Annotated in this window: 22 protein-coding genes and 1 pseudogene; 20 read left to right on the forward strand and 3 right to left on the reverse strand. The window is 70.3% G+C overall.

Annotation, left to right across the window (positions count from 1 at the left end; all coding sequences use genetic code 11):
• Positions 1-290, forward strand: a 290-nt coding sequence (locus ABT057_RS09535) for a transposase (protein WP_352341906.1), incomplete at its 5' end; no start/stop codon positions are given.
• A 110-nt stretch (positions 291-400) separates the two neighbouring features.
• Here the strand turns inward: ABT057_RS09535 and ABT057_RS09540 are convergent.
• Complete coding sequence (locus tag ABT057_RS09540; protein WP_352341907.1) at positions 401-1,162, reverse strand: hypothetical protein; 762 nt, start codon at positions 1,160-1,162, stop codon at positions 401-403.
• Between the two features lie 412 nt (positions 1,163-1,574).
• Between ABT057_RS09540 and ABT057_RS09545 the strand changes: the two genes are divergently transcribed.
• From ABT057_RS09545 to ABT057_RS09565, 5 genes and pseudogenes are all read left to right on the forward strand, one after another.
• The gene (locus tag ABT057_RS09545) at positions 1,575-1,871 is read left to right on the forward strand and encodes a transposase (protein ID WP_352341908.1); all 297 of its coding nucleotides are present in this window, start codon (positions 1,575-1,577) and stop codon (positions 1,869-1,871) included.
• Entirely contained in the window at positions 1,859-2,203 is a 345-nt protein-coding gene (locus ABT057_RS09550; protein ID WP_352341909.1) for an IS3 family transposase, read from the forward strand. The genes ABT057_RS09545 and ABT057_RS09550 overlap by 13 nt, the downstream gene beginning before the upstream one ends.
• Complete coding sequence (locus ABT057_RS09555; protein WP_352342151.1) at positions 2,200-2,778, forward strand: IS3 family transposase; 579 nt, start codon at positions 2,200-2,202, stop codon at positions 2,776-2,778. Before ABT057_RS09550 ends, ABT057_RS09555 begins: the two co-directional genes overlap by 4 nt.
• A 243-nt stretch (positions 2,779-3,021) precedes the next feature.
• Positions 3,022-3,801, forward strand: a pseudogene (locus ABT057_RS09560) (radical SAM family protein); the annotation flags it as partial.
• A 145-nt stretch (positions 3,802-3,946) separates the two neighbouring features.
• On the forward strand, positions 3,947-5,515 hold the full coding sequence (locus ABT057_RS09565) for an alpha/beta hydrolase (protein WP_352341910.1): 1,569 nt from the start codon (positions 3,947-3,949) through the stop codon (positions 5,513-5,515).
• Between the two features lie 18 nt (positions 5,516-5,533).
• On the opposite strand, the gene ABT057_RS09570 is transcribed toward ABT057_RS09565, so the two are convergent.
• Positions 5,534-6,109, reverse strand: a complete 576-nt coding sequence (locus tag ABT057_RS09570; RefSeq protein WP_352341911.1) for an adenylosuccinate lyase — start codon at positions 6,107-6,109, stop codon at positions 5,534-5,536.
• A 621-nt stretch (positions 6,110-6,730) separates the two neighbouring features.
• Between ABT057_RS09570 and ABT057_RS09575 the strand changes: the two genes are divergently transcribed.
• The 13 genes from ABT057_RS09575 to ABT057_RS09635 all read left to right on the forward strand — a co-directional run bounded on the left by ABT057_RS09575 (position 6,731) and on the right by ABT057_RS09635 (position 20,950).
• Positions 6,731-7,309, forward strand: coding sequence for an RNA polymerase sigma factor (locus ABT057_RS09575; protein WP_352341912.1), 579 nt, complete (start codon positions 6,731-6,733; stop codon positions 7,307-7,309).
• Positions 7,297-7,767 carry a hypothetical protein gene (locus tag ABT057_RS09580; RefSeq protein ID WP_352341913.1) on the forward strand — a complete coding sequence of 157 codons (471 nt, stop codon included), beginning with the start codon at positions 7,297-7,299 and terminating at the stop codon, positions 7,765-7,767. Before ABT057_RS09575 ends, ABT057_RS09580 begins: the two co-directional genes overlap by 13 nt.
• 94 nt (positions 7,768-7,861) lie before the next feature.
• Entirely contained in the window at positions 7,862-8,206 is a 345-nt protein-coding gene (locus tag ABT057_RS09585) for a hypothetical protein (protein WP_352341914.1), read from the forward strand.
• A 383-nt stretch (positions 8,207-8,589) separates the two neighbouring features.
• Entirely contained in the window at positions 8,590-10,395 is a 1,806-nt protein-coding gene (locus ABT057_RS09590) for a 3-hydroxyacyl-CoA dehydrogenase family protein (RefSeq protein ID WP_352341915.1), read from the forward strand.
• Positions 10,396-10,531: 136 nt separating this feature from the next.
• A complete protein-coding gene (locus ABT057_RS09595; protein ID WP_352341916.1) occupies positions 10,532-11,347 on the forward strand; it encodes a TetR family transcriptional regulator in 816 nt (271 codons plus the stop codon).
• Between the two features lie 412 nt (positions 11,348-11,759).
• The gene (gene ccrA, locus ABT057_RS09600; RefSeq protein ID WP_352341917.1) at positions 11,760-13,139 is read left to right on the forward strand and encodes a crotonyl-CoA carboxylase/reductase; all 1,380 of its coding nucleotides are present in this window, start codon (positions 11,760-11,762) and stop codon (positions 13,137-13,139) included.
• Positions 13,140-13,148: 9 nt separating this feature from the next.
• Positions 13,149-15,176: an ethylmalonyl-CoA mutase gene (locus ABT057_RS09605; protein ID WP_352341918.1), complete on the forward strand. Its 2,028-nt coding sequence runs from the start codon at positions 13,149-13,151 to the stop codon at positions 15,174-15,176.
• Complete coding sequence (locus ABT057_RS09610) at positions 15,173-16,132, forward strand: HpcH/HpaI aldolase/citrate lyase family protein (protein WP_352341919.1); 960 nt, start codon at positions 15,173-15,175, stop codon at positions 16,130-16,132. Before ABT057_RS09605 ends, ABT057_RS09610 begins: the two co-directional genes overlap by 4 nt.
• 15 nt (positions 16,133-16,147) lie before the next feature.
• On the forward strand, positions 16,148-16,660 hold the full coding sequence (locus tag ABT057_RS09615) for a MaoC family dehydratase (protein WP_352341920.1): 513 nt from the start codon (positions 16,148-16,150) through the stop codon (positions 16,658-16,660).
• Positions 16,661-16,663: 3 nt separating this feature from the next.
• The gene (locus tag ABT057_RS09620) at positions 16,664-17,869 is read left to right on the forward strand and encodes an acyl-CoA dehydrogenase family protein (RefSeq protein WP_352341921.1); all 1,206 of its coding nucleotides are present in this window, start codon (positions 16,664-16,666) and stop codon (positions 17,867-17,869) included.
• A 182-nt stretch (positions 17,870-18,051) separates the two neighbouring features.
• Positions 18,052-18,708: a phosphatidylserine decarboxylase gene (locus ABT057_RS09625; protein ID WP_352341922.1), complete on the forward strand. Its 657-nt coding sequence runs from the start codon at positions 18,052-18,054 to the stop codon at positions 18,706-18,708.
• A 58-nt stretch (positions 18,709-18,766) separates the two neighbouring features.
• Positions 18,767-19,549 (forward strand): CDP-diacylglycerol--serine O-phosphatidyltransferase, encoded by a 783-nt coding sequence (gene pssA / locus ABT057_RS09630; protein WP_352342152.1) that lies wholly within the window; start codon positions 18,767-18,769, stop codon positions 19,547-19,549.
• 171 nt (positions 19,550-19,720) lie between these two features.
• The gene (locus ABT057_RS09635; RefSeq protein ID WP_352341923.1) at positions 19,721-20,950 is read left to right on the forward strand and encodes an alpha/beta fold hydrolase; all 1,230 of its coding nucleotides are present in this window, start codon (positions 19,721-19,723) and stop codon (positions 20,948-20,950) included.
• A gap of 10 nt (positions 20,951-20,960) precedes the next feature.
• Here ABT057_RS09635 and ABT057_RS09640 read toward each other — a convergent pair whose 3' ends face one another.
• Complete coding sequence (locus tag ABT057_RS09640) at positions 20,961-22,079, reverse strand: glycerate kinase (protein WP_352342153.1); 1,119 nt, start codon at positions 22,077-22,079, stop codon at positions 20,961-20,963.
• Between the two features lie 213 nt (positions 22,080-22,292).
• On the opposite strand from ABT057_RS09640, the gene ABT057_RS09645 reads away from it, so the two are divergent.
• Positions 22,293-23,363 carry an ADP-ribosylglycohydrolase family protein gene (locus ABT057_RS09645; RefSeq protein ID WP_352341924.1) on the forward strand — a complete coding sequence of 357 codons (1,071 nt, stop codon included), beginning with the start codon at positions 22,293-22,295 and terminating at the stop codon, positions 23,361-23,363.
• Positions 23,364-23,365 lie beyond the last annotated feature (2 nt).

Here is a 23,365-nt window from a genome sequence, read left to right on the forward strand (position 1 = left end):
GCCGCCACTTCAAGCCTCAACGCCTGCATGCCGACAAGGCCTACGACATCCCTCACCTGCGGAAATGGTTACGCGGCAAGCGCATCGGCGTGCGCATCGCCCGCAAAGGCATCGAGTCCGGCGAACGGCTGGGCCGCCGCAGGTGGGTGATCGAACGGACGATCTCGTGGCTGTCCGGCTACCGCCGACTCAGCCCCCGCTACGAACGCCACTCCCGCAACTACCTGGCCTTTCTCGGCCTCGCCGCAGCCGTCTGCTGCTACAAGCGACTCGTCCGCCTCACCACATAGGACACCGTCTTACCGGTAGTCCGGAAAAGCGCACTGACTGCGCAGACGTGAATCCCAGATGCGCAGGGCGGCCGGATCGCTCCGGCCACCCCTTCATCGACGGTGGGGTATCAGTCGGCCCAGATCACGAAGGTGACGACTGACTTGCCGTTGCCGAAGTCGCGGACATACGTGTCGGCGTGCTCGGAACGTGCGACTCGCTTGCCCCAGCTCGCCTTGTCGTTGCCGACCTGTTTCACGGCCTCCGACCCGTTGACCGTGCTCGACGAGTCGAGGTGGGAATAGATGGTGGAGAGTTCGCTGTAGTCGTGGCTGTTGGGGTGGAGGTTGCTGGGCGGACCGTCGGGGTTGTTCGTGTAGTCCATGCAGGTGCCCAGGTTCGTGTTCGTCTGGTTCGTGTCCTGGTGGTCCAGCCCGAAGGTGTGGCCGACCTCCTGGCACATCACCATGGTTCTCCACGACGGCGTGTTGTACGTCGAAGTGTTGAAGTAGGTGTCGTTGACCTTGACCGTGCCGGAGTTGATGTGGGTGCCGCCGGAGAGGGTTATGGAGGCTACGCCCAGCCAGCCGGTGGTTCCGTAGGTGCTGTTGCAGACCTGGACCCGTCCGGTGGTCGCGGCGCAGGTGCTGCCGGTCGTCGAGCCGGCCACCACGGAGGTGTCCAGGTCGCTGGAGCTGGACCAGTCGCTGGAGGCGGTGTTCAGGTAGCTCGTCCAGGCCGAGGACACGTTGTTGCCGAGCTTGAGTGTGAACGGGTTGGCGGTGCGCGCCCAGTGGTAGCCGCCCCAGGAGTGGTTGGCCTGGGCGGAGGTGCTGAACGTCAGGGTGGCGGCGGCCGCTGCGGTGACGGCGGCGAGTAGCTTCAGACGCACGAGGGGTCTCCTCTGTGGTTGGGGGGGATGAAAGCCACACGCGGCCTCGGACGGGCCCCTTCATCGACAGCCTGTCCAAGGTCACGAACTACCGTGCGAGTGTGCGGTGGTGACTGACCGTTCAGGCTGGACGGCATGCGGCAAGGCATGCCAATGGGACTCCAGTCGATTCACGGAAACGAACCGGTTAAGGAGCTTAGTAGATGAGGCAATGGTTTGTCATGAGCGCAACAGCCTCGGTTTCGCCGCGGACATGCGGGCGGCCGCGTCGCTGGTGGCGCCACGGCCGTTCCGGGGAAGAGTTGCCTGTTCTTGCCCCTCTGTTCTTGCGGGTATGCCGTGTTCGTGCGGGCCTCGGTGTGTCCCTCCCCTCGTAGCGTGAAGACCGTGACTGCAGGGGAAGTTGGGAGTCATGGCGGAGAAGCGACGGAAGTTCGATCCGGAGTTCCGTGAGAGGGCTGTACGGATCGTCACGGAGACCGGCAAGACGATCGCCGAGGTCGCCGAGGTCGCCGAGGACCTGGGGATCAACGAGACCACCCTGGCGAGCTGGGTCTCCCGCGCCCGTCGGGCAGGGACCGTACCGGCCGGCGGGAATGACGAGCTGGAGCGGTTGCGGCGGGAGAACGCCCAGCTCAAGCGGGACAACAAGGAACTGGTCATGGAGCGTGATGTCCTCAGACGCTGCATGGTCCTGTGGGTGAAGTAGCCGTGGCGGACCCGGCGTCCGTCGTCGGGGTGATCAGCGACTTCAGGACCGAACACGGCATTTCGCACCGCGTCTCCTGCCGTGCCCTGGGCGTCAGCGAGTCGTGGTTCTACAAGCACCGCACCCACCAGCCCACCCGCCGTGAGCTGCGCAGGCAGCACCTGATCGAAGCGGTGAAGGAGGAGTTCGACACTTCCGGCGGCACCTACGGCTCGCCGAAGATCTGGATCAGGCTGGTGAGGCAGGGCTGGCGGGTCTCGGTGAACACCATCGCGAAGCTCATGGCCGAGCTCGGCCTGGTCGCACGGAAGGTGCGCGGTCGGCGGGGCTGACCCGGCCGGGGAAACGGCCGGCCGCCCCGGACTTCGTGCGCCGCGAATTCACCGCCGAGGCACCCGACCTGGTCTGGTGCGGGGACATGACACAGATCGAAACCGGTGAGGGCAAGCTGTACCTGGCTACGGTCATCGACCTGTTCTCCCGCCGCCTGCTGGGCTATGCGATGGGCGCTCGCCACGATGCCGAACTGGTCGTCGCCGCCCTGCACATGGCCGCGGCGACCCGCGGTGGCGACGTGCGCGGTGTCATTTTCCACACGGACCGCGGCAGCGAGTACGGCTCACGGAGGTTCCGCCGGGCCTGCCGCCGACTGGGCGTCTTCCAGTCCATGGGCCGGGTCGGCTCGTGCTTCGACAATGCCGTCAGCGAGGCGTTCAACAGCGTGCTGAAAGTCGAGTACATCCACCGGCACACCTTCGCCACCCGAGCAGAGGCCCGGATCCGGATCGCGACCTGGATCACCGACTTCTACAACAGCCGCCGGCTACACAGCGTGTGCGGCTTCAAGAGCCCGATCGACTACGAACACGACTACTGGGCCAGCCTCACCGAGGAGCTGGCTGCATAGGAAGGTCTCCACGGTTCGAGGGGATTGACAGTAAGCCCAGCGCCCCCTGGGTGCGCCGATCTCCAGTTCGCCTGGCAGATGCGAGCGTGGGCATCCTGGCGGTACACCTCGGCCGATCCGAATCGGTCCCCGCCGACCTCTTCACCCGCTACGCACAGGCCCATCCAGATCGGATTCTTCCGCCGCCGGCGAGCCTCGCCGGCAAACGCATGGGGAAGAAGACGAGACTGCTGCCGCTCGTACCTGGACACCGGGATCGGCTTCGACACCCAGATAGTCGTCAAGGTGAACGCGCCCGAGGTGCTGCGCAGCCAGCTCGCCTCACCGCGCCGGCACGGCGAGCACGTGGCGATGGGCACGAACGTCGACTGCTACCAGCGCGCGGAGGGCCGCTACCGGCTGATGCCGGGCATCCTGACCGCCCTGCGCGACCACGCGAACCCCTTCTCGATCCTGACGAAGGGCACGCTGATCCTGCGCGACCTGGACCTGCTGAAGCAGTCCGCCGAGGTCACCGACATCGGCATCTCCGTATCGGTCGGCTTCACCGACACCACCCTGTGGCGCACCGTGGAGCCGGGCGCGCCCGCCCCGGAACGCCGGCTGGACGTCGTACGGACCCTCACCGAACACGGCATCAGGGTGGGTGTGCTGATGGCGCCGGTGATCCCGTTCCTCTCCGACGCACCGGACCGGCTGCGGGCCACCGTGCGGGCGATCGCCGCGGCGGGGGCGACCTCGGTGACCCCGCTCGTGCTGCATCTGCGCCCCGGCGCCCGCGAGTGGTTCATGGCCTGGCTCGGACAGCACCACCCGCACCTGGTGCGCCGCTACGAACGGCTGTACGCGGACGGTTCCTACGCCCCGAAGTGGTACCAGCGGCGGATCACCCGTCAGGTGCACGAGCTGGCCCAGGAGTACGGCATCGGCCCCGCGCACGCGGGGATGCCCCGCCGGATCCGGCCGCCCGAACAGGAGGAGGAGCCCACCGCGCCCGGGCCGACCCAGCTCACCCTGATCTGAGCGCGTCCGAGCGCATCCGGCGACCCGATCGGGTCAAGTACGACCAGATCGGGTTCTTCCGGACGATCTTTCCGGAACGATGCGGCGTGGGCCGTGACCTGCACGGTCCGACCACCCAGGCCGCCTTTCGTTCCGGGAGCAGTCCATGAACAAACGCGCAGCCGTGCTGTGCGCCGCCGCCGCCGTCGTGGCCGGGACGATCACCGCCGCGCCCGCCGGTGCGACCGGCTCGCCCGCCGTCCGGGCGGCGAACGTCGCCTGGAAGAAGTGCGGCACCACCGGCCAGCCGAAACTCCAGTGCGCCTCCCTCGAGGTGCCGCTCGACCACGACGACCCGGGGGGCGAGCGGATCACCCTGGCGCTGTCCCGGGTCCCGCACACCGCGAAGACGTACCAGGGGCCGCTGCTGGTCAACCCCGGCGGCCCCGGCGGAAGCGGGCTGTCCCTCGCCTCCTTCGTCGCCTCGGCGCTGCCGAAGGCGGTGGCCGCCCAGTACGACGTCATCGGCTTCGACCCGCGCGGCGTGGGCAGGAGCAGGCCCGCGCTGAACTGCCGGCCGGGGCACTTCGCCCCCGTGCGCCCGGACCCGGTGCCGGCCGGCGCGGCCGCCGAGCGGGCCAACCTGAAGCGGGCGCGGGCCTTCGCCGAGGCGTGCCGCACGAAGTACGCGCGCGTGCTGCCGTACATCGACACGCTCAGCGCCGTACGCGACATGGAGGCGATCCGCGCGGCGACCGGCGCGCCGAGACTCAGCTACTTCGGCTACTCGTACGGCACCTACCTCGGCGCGGTCTACGCGAAGCTCTACCCGCAGCGGGTGCGGCGGCTGGTGCTGGACTCGATCGTCGACCCCACGGGCGTCTGGTACGACGACAACCTGACGCAGGACCTCGCCTTCGACGACCGTCACCGCGCCCTGATGGCGTGGATCGCGAAGCACGACGACGTCTACCGGCTCGGCACGGACCCGGAGCGGGTCGAGGCCCGCTGGTACGCGATGCGGGCGGATCTCGCCGGGAAGCCGGCCGGCGGCAAGGTGGGCGCCGCGGAGCTGGAGGACACCTTCCTGCCCGGCGGCTACTACAACGGCTACTGGCCGCACCTCGCCGCGGCGTTCGCGGCGTACGCGCGCCACGGGGACAGCGGCCCGCTGGTGAAGGCGTACGAGCGCTTCGCCGCCGTCGACGCCGCCGGGGACAACGGCTACAGCGTCTACGCCGCGGTGCAGTGCCGTGACGCCTCCTGGCCGCGGGACTGGCACGAGTGGCGCTGGGACAACTGGGCGACCTACCGGAAGGCGCCCTTCATGACCTGGAACAACGCCTGGTACAACGCGCCCTGCGCGTTCTGGCCGACCAGGTCGCGGGGTCCGGTGGACATCACCAACTGGGAGCCGCCGCCGGCCCTGCTGTTCCAGGCGACGAACGACGCGGCCACCCCCTACGAGGGCGGCGCGCTGGTCCACGCCCTGCTGCACGGTTCAAGCTTCGTGGTCGAGCAGGGCGGCGGGAACCACGGCGTCACACTGAGCGGGAACACCTGCCTGGACCAGCACCTCGCGAAGTACCTGGCCGACGGCACGGTCCCGCGCGGCACCGGCTCGGTCGACGCGGTGTGCGCGGCCCGGCCCGACCCCCGGCCGCTGGGCTCCGAGGCCGCCTCCCGGACGGCCCGCGGCGTCACCCTGCACGGACTGCTGGGCTTCCGCGGCTGAGCACCCGTCCCCGGCGGCTCACCGCTGCCGGGGAATCCGCGCCAGCGCGTGCACGGCCGCCTCCGCGAGCGCCGGATGCGCGAGGGCCTCGTTCAGTACGGCGCGGGCGCGGTCGTCACCGAGCGCGCCGAGGCCCTCCACGCAGGCGAGCGCCACCCGCCGGTAGGGATCGTGGGGGGTCAGCCGCCGCCGGAGCGTGGTGATCAGCGCGGGCACGGACTCCGGCGCGCGCAGTTCGACCAGCAGCCGGACGGGGTGCAGGGCGTAGGCGACGCGCAGTTCGTTGGTGGCGAGGGTGGCCGCAGCGCGCGCGGTGCGGGGGTCGCCGAGGCGGGCCAGGGCGTAGGCGGCGGAGGCGCAGCGGGGCGGGTCGCGGTGGTTGAGGAACAGGACGAGCGCCTCGAAGGCGCGCCGGTCCCCCACCAGTCCCAGCCGGAAGGCGGCGACCTCCCGGGCCCACAGCGGCCGCCCCGACTCGGTGAGCACGCCCGCCAGTTCGTCGTGGTCCGGTGTGCCCGCCAGCCGCTCGTACAGCGCGGCGCCACCCGACTCCCTCCGTAAGCGCTCCGTGAGCGCCCGCAACTCTTCGTCCATGGGGCCGAGCCTAGGACAGGTCCCGGGGCGGTGGCCGTGGGCCCGGCGGCCGTCCGGCGCGCGAGGGCGCACGGAAGCACGAGCGGGCGCATCGCCTGCCGTGTCGCGAGCCCCGCCGGGGGCGCACCCGCTCTCCCGCCCTTCCCCGGAGGCGCGCGGGACCCTCTCTTCCGCGACCCCGTTGTGACCAGTGACGTGCGGCAATGACGCGCGCCTCGGACAGCCGGAGCAAGGAGAAGGAACAACTCCGCTCAGCGGTGACTATGTTCGGCGACTTTTCGAATGGCGATCGTTCGCGAGGGTGAATCCCGGCAGCAGAAAGACATGACCAGCGGCATCAGTACTATCCCGGTCAACAGTGCGACGGAGCCGCCCGATCACCAGCGGAGCGGCTTCCGTCGACACGCTCCCACCTGCCCCTGGCCACGCACAGCGGGCTGCCAGAAAGCGATCAAGAAGCGTTGCTACTGATAAGTAACGAGTCATCAGATGACAGAGGGACCGACAGGAAAGGGTCCCCGGCCACCCCCCTGATGATGTGACCCATCGATGCGAGCCGGAGAGCTCCTGCACCGAGGCGCCGGCGGCGCCGTCGTTTCTTGTCCGAAGGGCCCTGAACGAATGAGTCCGACTTTGTCTCTCGACCCGTCCCACCACCGGGAACTGATGCTCAATCTGTTCCATCAGGTGCAGTTCGACACGTTCGAGGCCTACGACGACCCGCGTTGCAACGTCGCGGCCATCACCCTGGAGACCTTCGCCAGGACCCTGCCCCGCCTGCCCGCGGACATCGGCCTCGAGGAGGCGTACGAGCGGCTCATGGACGTCAGCATGCAGCTCGCGGCCGACGCCATGCGGGAGCACGCGGGCCGCCCCGGCCCGGGCCAGGTGCACCTGATACCCCTCACCTCCCTGTACGGCTTCCGGTTCGGCGAGGTGGACGACGGGTTCCGCCCCTGGCTGGTCGCGGTCGACGACCTGCCACAGCGGGAGCGGGCGGTCTACCGGCTCGTGGCCGTCCTGGGCTGGACCAACGCCAGGGCCGCCGGGGTCCTGGGGCGGTCGCAGGGGTGGACCAGCAGGCTCATGAAGCGGGCCAGGAAACGCCTGACAGCTGCCGGCGTCTGTGTGGAGGAGCTCGAGAAGGGCTTCTTCGACGTCGAGACCGAACGAAGAAAGGAGAAGGCATGCCCCAGGTGACGGCGTACCGTCGCACGGCACGTCTGATCGACCATGCCGCTCCGCCCACTCCGCAGGAGTGGCTGGAGACCGACGCCCGGTACTTCGAGGACATCGAGGCCGAGATCCGGCGGCGGGCCCAGGGGGGCGATCCCCGGGAGGCCCCGTGGGCGTCACCGCTGTACTTCGACACCGCCGCCCGCGAGGGGTTCACCGCGGGACGAGCCCTGCTCGTCCTGCGGCACCTGCCGGCCGGGGCGGTCGCCCGCCTCGTCGTCCTGGGCCGGATGCTCCACGGGGAGGGCAGCCGACCCGAGGCCGCACCGGCGCGGGAACACGACGAGGGCCGCGAACGCGGCACTCACGACAGCGGTGTTCCCGCCCGCGGATCCCGCAGGGAGGGCACCGTCGGTCCGCCCGTGCGCGGCGGCCGGACCTACGCGCCACCACTCGAGGGCGCGGAGGCACTGGCCGGCTGACGCCCTGACGGCGCCGCCGCTCCCGGCCCGAGCGCCCGGAGCGGTGGCGCACCCGCGCCCCACCCCGATCCACCCGCACAGAAAGCGCACGACGATGGCCACCCACGGCACCCCAGGGAACGAGAACGTCACCGAGCACGACGGCGCGCCGGACGGGCATCCGCCCACGGCCATACCGAGCCCGCGCCCGAGGGCCGGCGGCGAACCCCGCGCCGTGCGCCGTGCGCGCCGCGCGCTCCTCGCCGTCAGGACGACCGTCGCCCTGCTGATCACCGGCTCCCTCGTCGCCGTCTGTCTGGGCATCCAGCAGCTGGCCCACCACTCCGTCCTGGCCGGGGTGTACGTCGGACTGGCCGGCGTCGGCGTCGCGGGCGTCGGCGCCTGCGTCCCCGTCTACCTCCATCTCCGCCGCAAGGACCCGTCGGACGGCCGTTCGTGACCCCCGGGCGGCCCGGGGCGCGAGGCGGGACACGTCACAGAAGCAGGGCTGGCGCGCTCGTTACCGACCGGTTAAGCTCAGACGAGCGAGTCACCCACTCGCTGCACCTCTCACGGCGGCCTGGTGACGCAGCCTCCGTGAGAGAAGTCGGTTCGGTACCTCGTACCGCTGTACGACCCGGCCACGGGACAGGGCCGGTCGGATCTCCCGTTCGCTCGGTGGGCGTGTGCGCGCTCCCGGCAACCGGAACCGGGCGTGTGCGCTCGCAGCCCGGCAACACCCGCACTCGATTCTTCGGCACCCGGTGCGCCCGGACCTCCCAGAGGTCTCCCGGCGCACCCGGGGGCGTTCCCAGTCGTCACCCTCTTTTCTGGAGTCCCGCGATGGCCACTCCCCTGTCCCACACCCCTGCTTCCCCGCTCCGCACGATCGCCGTGATCGGCCTCGGCACCATGGGCACCGGTATCACCGAGGTCCTCGCCAGGGCCGGCCGCGAGGTGATCGGCATCGACATCAGCGAAGCCCAGGCGGCCCGTTCGCACGCCGCCCTGGAGGCCTCCACCGCCCGCGCCGTGGACCGCGGCCGGCTCACCGCCGAGGAGCGCGCCGACACCCTCGCCCGGGTCCGCACCTCCACCGACCTGCGCGCGGCGGCCGACGCCGACCTGGTGATCGAGGTGGTGCCGGAGTCGTACGAGATCAAGCAGCAGATCTTCCGTGAACTCGACGGGATCGTGCGGCCGGAGACCATCCTCGCGACCGGGACCAACGCCCTGTCCGTCACCCGGCTCGCCGCCGAGTCGGCGCGCCCCGAGCGGGTGCTCGGCCTGCACTTCTTCAACCCGGCGCCCGCCATGAAGCTGGTCGAGGTGGTCTCCTCGGTGCTGACCGCGCCGGCCGCCGTCAGCACCGTCACCAACCTCGCCCTCGACCTCGGCAAGGAGCCGGTCGCGGTCGGCGACCGCCCCGGGTTCGTCGCGGACGGGCTGCTGTTCGGCTACCTCAACCAGGCCGCCGCGATGTACGAGTCGCGCTACGCCTCCCGCGAGGACATCGACGCCGCGATGCGGCTCGGCTGCGGACTGCCGATGGGCCCGCTCGCGCTGCTCGACCTGATCGGCGTCGACACGGCCCGTACGGTCCTGGAGGCCATGTACGCCGAGTCCCGCGACCGGCTGCACGCGCCCGCCCCGATCCTGGGGCAGCTCAGCGCGGCCGGTCTGACGGGACGCAAGGCGGGCCGCGGCTTCTACACCTACGAGGCGCCGGGCAGCGCGACGGTCGTCCCGGACGCGCTGACGCCCGTGTCCGACGGGGCCGGCTCCCCGGGCCGTGCGGTGCGCGGCGTCGGCGTCGCCGGTTCCGGCACCATGGCCTCCGGCATCGCCGAGGTGTTCGCCAAGGCGGGCTACGACGTCGTCCTGGCCGCCCGCAGCGAGGAGAAGGCGCAGACGGCGAAGGCCCGTATCGGCAAGAACCTGGCCCGCTCCGTCGACAAGGGCCGGATGACCGCCGAGGCCGCCGCGCGGACCCTGGAGCGGATCACCCCCGCCGGGTCCTACGACGCCTTCGCCGACGTCGACCTGGCCGTCGAGGCGGTCGCCGAGGACCTCGCGGTCAAGCAGCAGCTGTTCGCGACGCTGGACAAGGTGTGCAAGCCGGGCGCCGTCCTCGCCACGACCACGTCCTCGCTGCCGGTCGTCGCCTGCGCCCGCGCCACCTCGCGTCCGCAGGACGTGATCGGGATGCACTTCTTCAACCCGGCGCCGGCCATGAAGCTGGTCGAGGTCGTCCGTACGGTGCTGACGGCCGAGGACGTCCACTCGACGGTTCACGATGTGTGCGGACGGATCAAGAAGCACGCCGTCGACTGCGGAGACCGGGCCGGTTTCATCGTCAACGCGCTGCTGTTCCCGTACCTCAACAACGCGATCAAGATGGTCCAGGAGCACTACGCGTCCCTCGACGACATCGACGCCGCGATGAAGCTGGGCGGCGGCTACCCGATGGGCCCCTTCGAACTGCTGGACGTCGTCGGCCTCGACGTCTCCCTCGCCATCGAGAAGGTCCTGCACCGCGAGTTCCGCGATCCGGGGCTCGCCCCGGCCCCGCTCCTGGAGCACCTGGTGGCCGCGGGCTGCCTCGGCCGCAAGACCGGCCGCGGCTTCCGCGAATATGCCCGCCGCTGACGGCGCCGCCGACCGGTACGAGGACGACCGGGACTGGGGCGGCCTGCTCGGCCCCACCGGAGGACCCCCGCCCGTCAAGGGCGGGGGAAACCCCGGACCTGCGCACCGAGCTGCGCACATGCAGTACGTTCGGGTCATGCCCCAGCCCGCCAGGTCCTCACGTACACCAGCCACGCCCGACGCGCCGGAGAGTGCCGCGGGCAGCCGCGCGGCCGCCCAACGGCTCAAGATGCGCCGCGAACTGGCGGCCGCGGCCATGGAGCTGTTCGCCACCAAGGGGTACGAGGCGACCACCGTCGACGAGATCGCGGCCGCGGCCGGCGTGGCCCGCCGCACCTTCTTCCGCCACTTCCGCTCCAAGGAAGAGGCGATCTTCCCCGACCACGACGACACGTTGATCCGTGCCGAGGCGGTGCTCAACGCGGCCCCGGCGCACGAGCATCCGCTCGACACCGTGTGCCGTGGCATCAAGGAGGTCATGAAGATGTACGCGGCCCGGCCGGAGATCTCGGTCGCCCGCTACAAGCTGACCCGCGAGGTGCCCACCCTGCGCGAGGCGGAGATCGCGTCGGTGGCCCGCTACGAGCGGCTCTTCACCCGCTACCTCCTCGGTCACTTCGACGAGCACGCGCACGACGACGACGCCAACGACGACCCGCTGCTCGCCGAGGTCGCCGCGTCCGCGGTGGTCACCGCCCACAACCACGTGCTGCGGCGCTGGCTCAGGGCGGGCGGCCAGGGCGATGTGGAGGCCCAGCTCGACCATGCCTTCGCGATCGTCCGCCGGACCTTCGGGACCGGCATCGGGGCGGGCCGCAGCACCGGCTCCCCCTCGGCGCAGGCGCCCGCGACGGTGTCGCCCCAGGGCGAGGTGCTGGTGACGGTCGCCCGTACCGACGCCCCGCTCGACGAGGTCATGCGCACCATCGAGCAGGCCCTCAAGGAGCGCTGAACCGCCCACCCAGCTGCACGGACGGCCACCCCACCGGGTGGCCGTTTTGGCATGTCAGGGGCTCTTTTCGGATGGATTTCCGGCCCCGTTCGATCGATCATCGCTCATTTGTTACGTAAAGATTTCATCTGAGGGCAGGTACTGGCACTCAGTGCCTTGCCACCTGACACGGGGTGTCATACCGTGAAGGTGTCCGGGCGGCCGGCGTGCAGAGACCTTTCGTACGCCGGCTGTCCCCGCAAGCCAATGGCCTGCGCGCCCGGACGCCTGCGTCACAGGCAACCTCCCGCGCCACAAAGCGCTGCCGAACAGCACCACCGCCGAACCGACGGCACTTCCCGAACCCTCAGCAGCACACCGACGAAACCCTCAGCGCCCCTCCCTCAGGGCGCTCACCGCCGGAGGCAACACCGTGACCACTCAGGACATCCTGGACGCGATCCAGTCGCCGGACGCGACGCGGGCCGACTTCGCCGCCCTGCCACTCCCCGAGTCGTACCGCGCGATCACCGTGCACAAGGACGAGACGGAGATGTTCGCGGGGATCAGCACCCGCGACAAGGACCCGCGCAAGTCGCTCCACCTGGACGAGGTTCCCCTGCCCGAGCTCGGCCCGGGCGAGGCCCTGGTGGCCGTCATGGCCTCCTCGGTCAACTACAACTCCGTGTGGACGTCGATCTTCGAGCCGCTGTCCACCTTCGGCTTCCTGGAGCGCTACGGCCGCCTCAGCGAGCTCACCAAGCGGCACGACCTGCCGTACCACATCATCGGATCCGACCTCGCCGGCGTCGTCCTGCGCACCGGCCCCGGCGTCAACGCCTGGAAGCCGGGCGACGAGGTCGTCGCGCACTGCCTCAGCGTCGAGCTGGAGTCGTCCGACGGCCACAACGACACCATGCTCGACCCGGAGCAGCGCATCTGGGGCTTCGAGACGAACTTCGGCGGCCTCGCCGAGATCGCGCTCGTCAAGTCCAACCAGCTGATGCCGAAGCCGGACCATCTGAGCTGGGAGGAGGCCGCCGCCCCCGGTCTGGTCAACTCCACCGCCTACCGGCAGCTGGTCTCCCGCAACGGCGCCGGCATGAAGCAGGGCGACAACGTGCTGATCTGGGGCGCGAGCGGCGGCCTCGGCTCGTACGCCACCCAGTTCGCGCTGGCCGGCGGCGCCAACCCGATCTGTGTCGTCTCCAGCGAGCAGAAGGCGGACATCTGCCGGTCCATGGGCGCGGAGGCGATCATCGACCGCACCGCCGAGGACTACAAGTTCTGGAAGGACGAGCACAACCAGGACCCGCGCGAGTGGAAGCGCTTCGGCAAGCGCATCCGCGAGCTCACCGACGGCGAGGACGTCGACATCGTCTTCGAGCACCCCGGCCGCGAGACGTTCGGCGCGTCCGTCTACGTCACGCGCAAGGGCGGCACCATCGTCACCTGCGCCTCGACCTCCGGCTACAACCACGAGTACGACAACCGCTACCTGTGGATGTCGCTGAAGCGGATCATCGGCTCGCACTTCGCCAACTACCGCGAGGCCTGGGAGGCCAACCGGCTCGTCGCGAAGGGCAAGATCCACCCCACTCTGTCGAAGGTCTACTCGCTGGAGGAGACCGGACAGGCCGCCTACGACGTGCACCGCAACCTCCACCAGGGCAAGGTCGGCGTCCTGTGCCTGGCCCCCGAGGAGGGCCTCGGTGTGCGCGACGAGGAGAAGCGCGCCCGGCACATCGACGCCATCAACCTGTTCCGTGACGCGCCGGCGGAGCGGACCGACAGGCACAGCCGCGACATCTGAGAGGCGTACATGAGCGAGCGTCAGAAGGACCGGCCGTGGTTGATGCGGACCTACGCCGGCCACTCCACCGCCGAGGCGTCCAACGAGCTGTACCGGCGCAATCTCGCCAAGGGCCAGACCGGTCTGTCGGTCGCGTTCGACCTGCCGACGCAGACCGGCTACGACTCCGACCACATCCTCGCCCGCGGCGAGGTCGGCCGGGTCGGCGTGCCGATCGCGCATCTCGGTGACATGCGCAGGCTGTTCCAGGACATCCCGCTGGAGCAGATGAACACCTCGATGACGATCAACGCGACCGCCATGTGGCTGCTGGCGCTCTACCAGGTCGTCGCCGAGGAGCAGGGGGCGGACGTCACCCGGCTCCAGGGCACGACCCAGAACGACATCGTCAAGGAGTACCTGTCGCGGGGCACGCACGTGTTCCCGCCGGGTCCCTCGCTCCGGCTGACGACCGACATGATCGCGTACACGGTCTCCCACCTCCCGAAGTGGAACCCGATCAACATCTGCAGCTACCACCTGCAGGAGGCGGGCGCCACGCCGGTCCAGGAGATCGCGTACGCGATGTCGACGGCGATCGCGGTCCTGGACGCCGTCCGGGACTCCGGACAGGTGCCGCAGGAGCGCATGGGCGATGTCGTCGCCCGGATCTCGTTCTTCGTCAACGCGGGCGTCCGCTTCATCGAGGAGATGTGCAAGATGCGCGCCTTCGGCCGCATCTGGGACAAGGTCACCCGCGAGCGGTACGGCATCGAGGACCCCCGGCAGCGCCGGTTCCGCTACGGCGTCCAGGTCAACTCGCTGGGTCTGACCGAGGCGCAGCCGGAGAACAACGTCCAGCGGATCGTCCTCGAGATGCTGGCCGTGACCCTCTCCAAGGACGCACGCGCGCGTGCCGTGCAGCTCCCGGCGTGGAACGAGGCCCTGGGCCTGCCCCGCCCCTGGGACCAGCAGTGGAGTCTGCGCATCCAGCAGGTCCTCGCCCACGAGAGCGACCTGCTGGAGTACGAGGACATCTTCGAGGGCTCGAAGGTCGTCGAGGCGAAGGTCGACGACCTGGTCGAGGAGTCCCTCACGGAGATCGGGCGGATCCAGGAGATGGGCGGCGCGATGGCCGCCGTGGAGTCCGGCTACCTGAAGTCGCAGCTGGTGTCCTCGCACGCCGAGCGCCGCGCCCGTATCGAATCCGGCCGGGAGAAGATCGTCGGCGTCAACATCTTCGAGACGACCGAGCCCAATCCGCTCACCGCCGACCTCGACACGGCCATCCAGACGGTCGATCCGGCCGTCGAGGCCCGGGTCGTCGCCTCGCTCCAGCACTGGCGCGACACCCGCTACCAGGCACCCTTCAACCATCCGCGCCCCTGCAAGGCGCTGGACAGGCTGAAGGAGGCCGCCAAGGGCACCGACAACCTGATGGAGGCCACTTTGGAGTGCGCCCGCGCCGGGGTCACGACCGGCGAGTGGGCGGGGGCCCTGCGCGAGGTGTTCGGCGAGTTCCGCGCCCCCACGGGCGTCTCCTCGGCGCCGGTCGCGGTGCCCGCGGAGGAAGGTTCGGCGATGTCCGAGGTGCGCCGACGGGTCGAGGAGACGGCGAAGGACCTCGGCACCGGCAGACTGCGGTTCCTGGTGGGCAAGCCGGGCCTGGACGGACACTCCAACGGGGCCGAGCAGATCGCCGTACGCGCGCGTGACGCCGGCTTCGAGGTGGTCTACCAGGGCATCCGGCTCACCCCGGAGCAGATCGTGGACGCGGCCCTCGCCGAGGACGTGCACGCGGTGGGCCTGTCGATCCTGTCGGGGTCGCACGCCCAGCTCGTGCCGGACGTGCTCGACCGCCTCCGTGTGGCCGGTGCCACAGATATACCGGTGATCGCCGGTGGCATCATCCCGAATGGGGACGCCGAGCAGCTGCGGGCAGCCGGAGTGGCAGCGGTCTTCACCCCGAAGGACTTCGACATCACCGGAATCATCGGCCGCATCGTCGACGAGATCCGGAAAGCGAACAAGCTCGACCCCCTGGAGGTCCCCGCATGACCGTCAACCGCCTGCGTCCCCGGCGCTCGTGTCTCGCCGTACCGGGCAGCAACCCGCGCTTCCTGGAGAAGGCCCAGGGCCTCCCCGCCGACCAGGTCTTCCTGGACCTGGAGGACGCGTGCGCGCCGCTGGCCAAGCCCGAGGCGCGGCACACCATCGTCAAGTTCCTCAACGAGGGCGACTGGACCGGCAAGACGAGGGTCGTGCGCGTCAACGACTGGACGACCGAGTGGACGTACCGCGACGTCGTGACGGTCGTCGAGGGTGCCGGGCAGAACCTCGACTGCATCATGCTGCCGAAGGTGCAGACGGCCCAGCAGGTGGTCGCCCTGGACCTGCTGCTGACGCAGATCGAGAAGACCATGGGCTTCGAGGTCGGCAAGATCGGCATCGAGGCGCAGATCGAGAACGCCCAGGGCCTCAACAACGTCAACGAGATCGCGACGGCCTCCCAGCGCGTCGAGACGATCATCTTCGGCCCGGCCGACTTCATGGCGTCGATCAACATGAAGTCGCTCGTCGTGGGCGAGCAGCCGCCCGGCTACCCGGCGGACGCCTACCACTACATCCTGATGAAGATCCTGATGGCCGCCCGCGCCAACGACCTCCAGGCGATCGACGGCCCCTACCTGCAGATCCGCAACATCGACGGCTACCGCGAGGTCGCCCAGCGCGCCGCCGCTCTCGGTTTCGACGGCAAGTGGGTGCTGCACCCGGGCCAGGTCGAGGCGTCCAACGAGATCTTCTCGCCCTCCCAGGAGGACTACGACCACGCCGAGCTGATCCTGGACGCGTACGACTACTACACGTCCGAGGCGGGCGGCAAGAAGGGCTCCGCGATGCTCGGCGACGAGATGATCGACGAGGCCAGCCGCAAGATGGCGCTGGTCATCTCCGGCAAGGGCCGGGCCGCCGGCATGCAGCGCACGTCGAAGTTCGAGATCCCCGGCGACTAAGGAGCCCTGAGCGCGATGCAGTTCGGACGCACCTACGAGGAGTTCGAGGTCGGGGCGACGTACAAGCACTGGCCGGGCAAGACGGTCACCGAGTACGACGACCACCTGTTCTGTCTCCTCACCATGAACCACCACCCGCTCCACATGGACGCCAACTACGCCGAGAAGACGACGGACTTCGGCAAGAACGTCGTGGTCGGGAACTACATCTACTCCCTGCTGCTCGGCATGTCCGTCCCGGACGTCTCCGGCAAGGCGATCGCCAACCTGGAGATCGAGTCGCTCAAGCACGTGGCGCCCACCTTCCACGGCGACACGGTCTACGGCCAGACGACCGTGCTCGACAAGTGGCCGTCGAAGTCGAAGGACGACCGCGGGATCGTGTACGTCGAGACCAAGGGCTACAAGCAGGACGGCACGCTCGTGTGCGTGTTCCGCCGCAAGGTGATGGTGCCGACCGAGACGTACATCAAGGAGCGCGGCGGCGAGCAGCCGGGCCGCCCCGAGCCGAAGCAGCAGGAGAAGTAAGCCATGGCCCGTCTCGCCCAGACCGCCGGTCTGACCGACGTCCAGCAGGAGATCCTCTCCACCGTCCGCGACTTCGTGGACAAGGAGATCCTGCCGGTCGCGACCGAGCTGGAGCACCGCGACGAGTACCCGCAGCAGATCGTCGACGGCCTGAAGGAACTGGGCCTGTTCGGCCTGATGATCCCCGAGGAGTACGGGGGGCTGGGCGAGTCGCTCCTCACCTACGCCCTCTGCGTCGAGGAGATCGCCCGCGGGTGGATGTCGGTCTCCGGCATCATCAACACGCACTTCATCGTGGCGTACATGCTCAAGCAGCACGGCACGCAGGAGCAGAAGGACCACTTCCTGCCGAGGATGGCGGCCGGCGACATCCGGGGCGCGTTCTCGATGTCGGAGCCGGGCCTCGGCTCGGACGTGTCCGCCATCACCTCGAAGGCGGTGAAGGACGGCGACGAGTACGTCCTCAACGGCCAGAAGATGTGGCTGACGAACGGCGGTACGTCGTCTCTGGTGGCCGTCCTGGTCCGAAGTGACGAAGGACACGCCGAGGGCACCGCCCCCCACAAGTCGATGACGACCTTCCTGATCGAGAAGGAGCCCGGCTTCGGAGAGGTCCGCCCCGGCCTCACCATCCCCGGCAAGATCGAGAAGATGGGCTACAAGGGCGTCGACACCACCGAGATGATCATGGATGGCCTGCGGCTTTCCGCCGACCGGGTGCTCGGCGGGGTCACCGGCCGAGGTTTTTACCAAATGATGGACGGGGTCGAGGTGGGCCGGGTCAACGTCGCCGCGCGTGGCTGCGGCGTCGCACAGCGTGCGTTCGAGCTGGGCGTCCGGTACGCCCAGCAGCGGCACACCTTCGGCAAGGCGATCGCCCAGCACCAGGCGATCCAGTTCAAGCTGGCCGAGATGGCTACCAAGGTCGAGGCCGCGCATGCCATGATGGTGAACGCGGCACGCAAAAAGGACTCCGGCGAACGAAACGACCTCGAGGCAGGGATGGCGAAGTATCTCGCCTCCGAGTACTGCAAGGAGGTCGTGGAGGACGCGTTCCGGATCCACGGCGGCTACGGCTTCTCCAAGGAGTACGAGATCGAGCGCCTCTACCGGGAGGCCCCGATGCTGCTGATCGGGGAAGGCACCGCCGAGATCCAGAAAATGATCATCGGGCGCAGACTGCTCGAGGAGTATCGGTTCCAGGGATAGATGTCCGCGAGATGTCAGGGTTGGGGGTGTTTTCTTCGAGAAGAAGATCACACCCCGTCAGCCCGCCCCCGCCGTCGACTCGGCTTCGTGACTTACCCAGTTGCGGTCCTGAACCGCTACGATCGCCGGAAAGCCGCCGTCCCCCCGTCGAAGCGCGGCATCATCCGCTACGAAGGTCATCCATGCCCCACAGCCAAACCTCTGCACACCGCGACCGCCTGGTAGGCGCACGCCTCGCGCGCGGAGCATCGCCGTGGCTTCTGCCGACCGTCGCCACCGCAGCCGTCAGCCTGGTCCGCGCCCGCCGCTCGGGCGTCGCCAAGGCCGTCGCCGTGCCCGCCACCGCTCTCGCGGCGGGCATGCTGTGGTTCTTCCGCGACCCCGAGCGCGAGATCGCCGCGGGCCGGGTCATCTCCCCCGCCGACGGTGTGGTGCAGAGCATCATGCCGTGGAAGGACGGGCGGACCCGGGTCGCGATCTTCATGAGCCCGCTCAACGTCCACGTCAACCGCGCGCCGCTCTCCGGCACGGTGACCTCGGTCGAGCACATCCCCGGCGGCTTCGTCCCGGCGTTCAACAAGGAGAGCGAGAACAACGAGCGCGTCGTCTGGCACTTCGACACCGAGCTCGGTGACATCGAGATGATCCAGATCGCCGGCGCCGTCGCCCGCCGCATCGTGCCCTACATCCCCGAGGGCACGAAGGTCGAGCAGGGCGACCGCCTCGGCCTGATCCGCTTCGGCTCGCGCGTCGACATCTACCTGCCCGAGGGCGTGGACGTCGCGGTCGAGGTCGGGCAGAAGACCGTGGCGGGGGTGACTCGCATTGACCGTGATTGACCCGGAGACACAGGCCGGCTGGGTTCCCGAGGCCGACGAGGTGGACGAAGAGGAGGAGATGCCCCTCTCTCTCCGCCTGTCGATAGCGGACACCCTCACCCTCGGCAACGCCACGTGCGGCTTCATGGCGGTGTACTTCACCACCACCGGCATCCTGATCCCGCACCTCACCGGCGACCAGGAGACCGGCATGGCCCGCCACAGCGCGGCCACGGCGGTCATCCTGATGCTCTGCGCGGCGGTCTTCGACCTCTTCGACGGCCTCGTCGCGCGCAAGCTCCGCAGCTCCCCCATGGGCGCCGAGCTGGACAACCTGTCCGACCTGATCAGCTTCGGCCTGGCCCCGGCGTACTTCGTCCTGGTCTACGGCATGGTCGCCGACGACGCGCACCAGAGAGTGGCCGCGGTCGGCGCGATCGTCGTCCTCCTGGCAGTGGTGCTACGGCTCGCCCGCTTCTCCTGCGTGAGCCCGCCGAACGGCACGTTCCAGGGCATGCCCTCCCCGTTCGGCGCGCTGACGGTCGTCTCGATCGTGCTCCTCGAGCTGCCCTTCGTGGCCACGCTCCTCGCCATCCTCGGCACGGCGTGGCTGATGGTGAGCCGGGTCGAGTACCCGAAGCCGCGGGGCCGCCTCGCCGGCGTGGTGCTCTCCTGCATCGTGCTGTCCATGGGCCTGCTGGCGGCCTGGGCCTTCGACGCCCCGAGCGGCCAGCTGCTCCTGCAGACGGGCTGCGCGCTCGAGCTGGTCATGGGCGCGGTCATCCCGCTGTTCGCCACGGCCCGCCGGGTGAACAACTTCCGCGGCAACCGGCGCGAGGCACGGGCGGCCCAGCTGCCCTGACCCCCTCACCGCCGACGCGTGTGGCCCGAGCCCCCCAGGCTCGGGCCACACCCGTTTGACCGGTCAACTACCTGGCTCCGATGCCCAGTTGCAGGCTGTGAGGAAGCAGAGGACGGTGGAATCAGGGGGAATCCCACGGTTTGTCATATCAGGATGGATCGGAGGGCGACCATGCCCGCACCCACCGCCAAGGACCATCTGGTCCCGCACATCTCGAGGATTCCGGCGAACGAGGGCGACGAGGTGAACCTCTTCGTCCGGGAGTACGACGGCACCCAGGGCCACCAGCCCCGCTCACCCGTGCTGATGCTGCACGGCAGAAGCGTGCCGGTGGTCGCCGGGTACGACCTGACCGGCCCCGGGTCCGACATCACGTACAGCTGGGCCCAGCAGCTGGCCGCGCTGCACTACGACGTGTTCCTGATGGACCTGCAGGGCAACGGACGCTCGCCCCGCCCCAAGATGGACGAACCCCGTAACGCCAATCCGGCGCAGCGGGGAGTGCTGACCCCCAACCCCCTGCCGGTCCCGTACACCGGCCCGCCCCTGTATCCGCACGAGCTGGGCAACTCCGAGAGCGAGTGGGCGGAGCTGGCCACGGTGGTCGCCTTCATCAAGGCGCTGCCCCGCATGACGACCCCGATCGACTTCATCGGCTGGTCCGCCGCCGGGCCGGTCATGGGGCCCTACACCCTGCAGCACCCCGAGCACGTCAAGAGCCTGTTCCTGCTCGCCCCGGTCTACCCGCCGCTGGGGCGCTGGTCGGAAGACGCCGCGAACCCGTTCGGCAGGCCGGCGGAGGCCGCCGTACTGCCCGTGTCCCAGCCGCCCGTCACCTTCGGCTTCCCCATGCACGTCAGCGACAAGAGGGGCTTCAAGTTCGCGTGGGACCGCGAGCAGGGCAGCGTGTTCCAGCGGGACCCCGACATGGTGGACCGGGCGTGGGCCGCCATGATGGCGAACGACCCGGTCGGCAGTTCCTGGGGGAGCCCGCTGCCGGACGGCGGGGCCGAGGGCATCCACCGGTACCGCAACTCCTACTGGTGGGGCTGGAACAACGAGACCGCGCCGTACCAGAACCCGACGGGCACCCATGTCCTCGGTGACCGGGTCCCCCTCGTCATCGTCCACGGCGAACTGGACCGGACCGTCAACACCCCGGCCGGCTCCCCGGTCCCGCCGACCGTGCGCTTCTCCGTCCCGGCCCTCTACTCGGCCGTGAAGGGGCCGAAGAAGCTGATGTTCCAGCTGGAGGGCGCGGGACACTCCGTGGTCTGGGAGCGCGCCGCCGAAGTCGTGCACGAGATCTCGAGGCACTGGCTCCAGAACAAGTACCGGGTGTGGGGCCACACCGGCGGCAGCTTCTACCGCGCGGCCGACGGCACACTGACCCCGCTGTAGCGGGCCGCCCTCACAGCAGGTAGTCCCGCCCGATCAGCTCCGCCACCCGCTCCAGGATCGGCCCGGCGTCGACGATGCAGGTCGCCACGTCCGGCTCGACCTCCGTCAGCGGGTAGGCCCTGCGGATCCCGGCCCGGCCCAGGGCTTCGGGAGGCAGGGCGAGCCGGCCGCACACCGCGACGACGTCCTTGCCCGCGGCACGCGCCGCCGCGGCGACCCCGGCAGGGGCCTTGCCGTGCAGGGTCTGCTCGTCCAGCGACCCTTCGCCCGTGATCACCAGTTCGGCCCGCTCCAGCGCCGGCGCGAAGCCCAGCACGTCGAGCATGACCTCGATGCCGGCCCGGAAGCGGGCCCCGAGCAGCAGCGCGCCGTACCCGATGCCGCCCGCGGCCCCGGCGCCCGGCGCGTCCACGTACTCCGCCGCCTTCGGGCCGACGGCCGCCTCCAGCACCTCCGCGTAGTGGGCGAGCGCCGCGTCCAGTGCCTCGACGTCGTCCGGGGAGGCGCCCTTCTGCGGCCCGTAGACGGCGGGCGCGCCCTTCGGGCCGGTCAGCGGGTTGTCGACGTCGCTGGCGAGGATCAGCTCCACCGACGACAGCCGCGGGTCCAGGCCGGAGAGGTCGGCCCGGGCCAGGTCCGCGAGGCCGCCGCCGCCCGGGGAGACCGGCTCCCCGTCCTCGTCCAGGAACCGCGCCCCGAGCGCCGACAGCATGCCCGCGCCGCCGTCGGTGGTCGCGCTGCCGCCGACGCCGAACACGATGGTCGCCGCGCCCGCGTCCAGCGCGGCCCGCAGCAGTTCTCCGGAGCCGTACGTCGATGCCGTCAGCGGCGCGAACACACCGGCCGGCAGCCGCTGCAGCCCGCTCGCCTCAGCCATCTCCACGACCGCGGTGCCGCCGCGCAGCGCGAACGCGGCGGTGACCTCGTGCCCGAGGGGGCCGGCGACCCGTACCTCCCGGCGTTCGAACCCGGCCGCGACGGCCGCGTCGACCGTGCCGTCGCCGCCGTCGGCGACCGGCAGTGCCTCCACCTCGGCGTCCGGCACGACCCGGCGCAGCCCGGCCGTCACCCGCTCGGCGACCTGTACGGCCGTCAGCGACCCCTTGAACTTGTCCGCGGCCACGAGCACCCGCGGGGTGCCCTGCGCTGCAGTGTCCGCCACCGTTTCTTCCCCTTGCTGTACGGGCCCCGCGCACGTCAGGGCCGGTCGCGCCGCTGCGACCTTAACCGGCGGACGCCCCCGCCGTCATGCGATACCCGCACCCTGGACCAACCCTGAGGGCCGTCTGTGGACCGTGCCGAAACCCGCGCGAAGGCGCCCGGAATCGGGTAGACCGGAGCCATGACCCCTGTGGGCACCGCGCGCGATCTCGCCGACCGCGTCCTCGGCGGCTGGCTGGGCCGGATCGCGGGCAACATGCTCGGCAAGCCGGTCGAGCGGGGCGAGGTGTGGACGCGCGCACGCATCGACGGCTATCTGCGGCAGGCCGGCGCCCTGCCCCTCGTCGACTACCTCCCCGAGCCGCCCACCGAGGAGACGGCCCGGGCGCTGCGGCCGGAGTGGCGCAGTTGTGTACGCGGCCGTGTGCACGGCAGTTGCCGCGACGACGACATCGACTACGCGATCCTCGGCCTGGACCTCCTGGAGACGCACGGCTTCGGCTTCAGCACCGAGCAGGTGGGCGACCTGTGGCTGCTGCGGCTGCCGTATCTGCAGACGTTCACGGCGGAGCGCGCCGCCTACCGCAACCTCGCGAGCGGTCTGAGACCGCCGCTCACGGCCACGTACGACAACCCCTACCAGGAGTGGATCGGGGCCCTCATCCGCGCCGACGTGCACGGCTGGGCCTGCCCCGGTGACCCGCGCCGCGCCGCCTCGCTGGCCCGCCGGGACGCGGTGCTCTCACACACGGGCAACGGGGTGTACGGCGCCATGTGGGCGGCGGCGCTGGTCTCGGCGGCGTTCACCGCGCCGGACGTGCGCCACGCGCTCGACGAGGCGCTGGCCGTCGTACCGGCGGGCAGCCGCCTGGCCCGGACCGTGCGCCGGGTGGCCGCCCTCCACGACGCCGGGCTGGCCTGGGAGGACACCCTCACCACGATGAGCGAGGAGACGGCCGGTCTCGGCTGGATCCACACCGTCCCGAACGCGGCCGTCCTCACCGCCGGGCTCCTCTACGGCGACGGCGACTTCACCCGTACCGTCGCGCTCACCGTGCGCGGCGGACTGGACACCGACTCCAACGGGGCGACGGCGGGTTCGGTGGCCGGGGTGCTGACCGGCGCGCGGGCGATTCCCGCGCACTGGAAGGACCCGCTTGAGGACACCGTGCGCAGCGCGGTGTTCGGCTTCGACGGGGTGCGGATCAGCGAGCTGGCGGAGCGGACCCTGCGGCTCGCGGAGGCGGGCTGACA

Origin of the sequence: Streptomyces sp. NPDC002588 (genome assembly GCF_040295925.1) — a bacterium.
Lineage (GTDB): Bacteria > Actinomycetota > Actinomycetes > Streptomycetales > Streptomycetaceae > Streptomyces.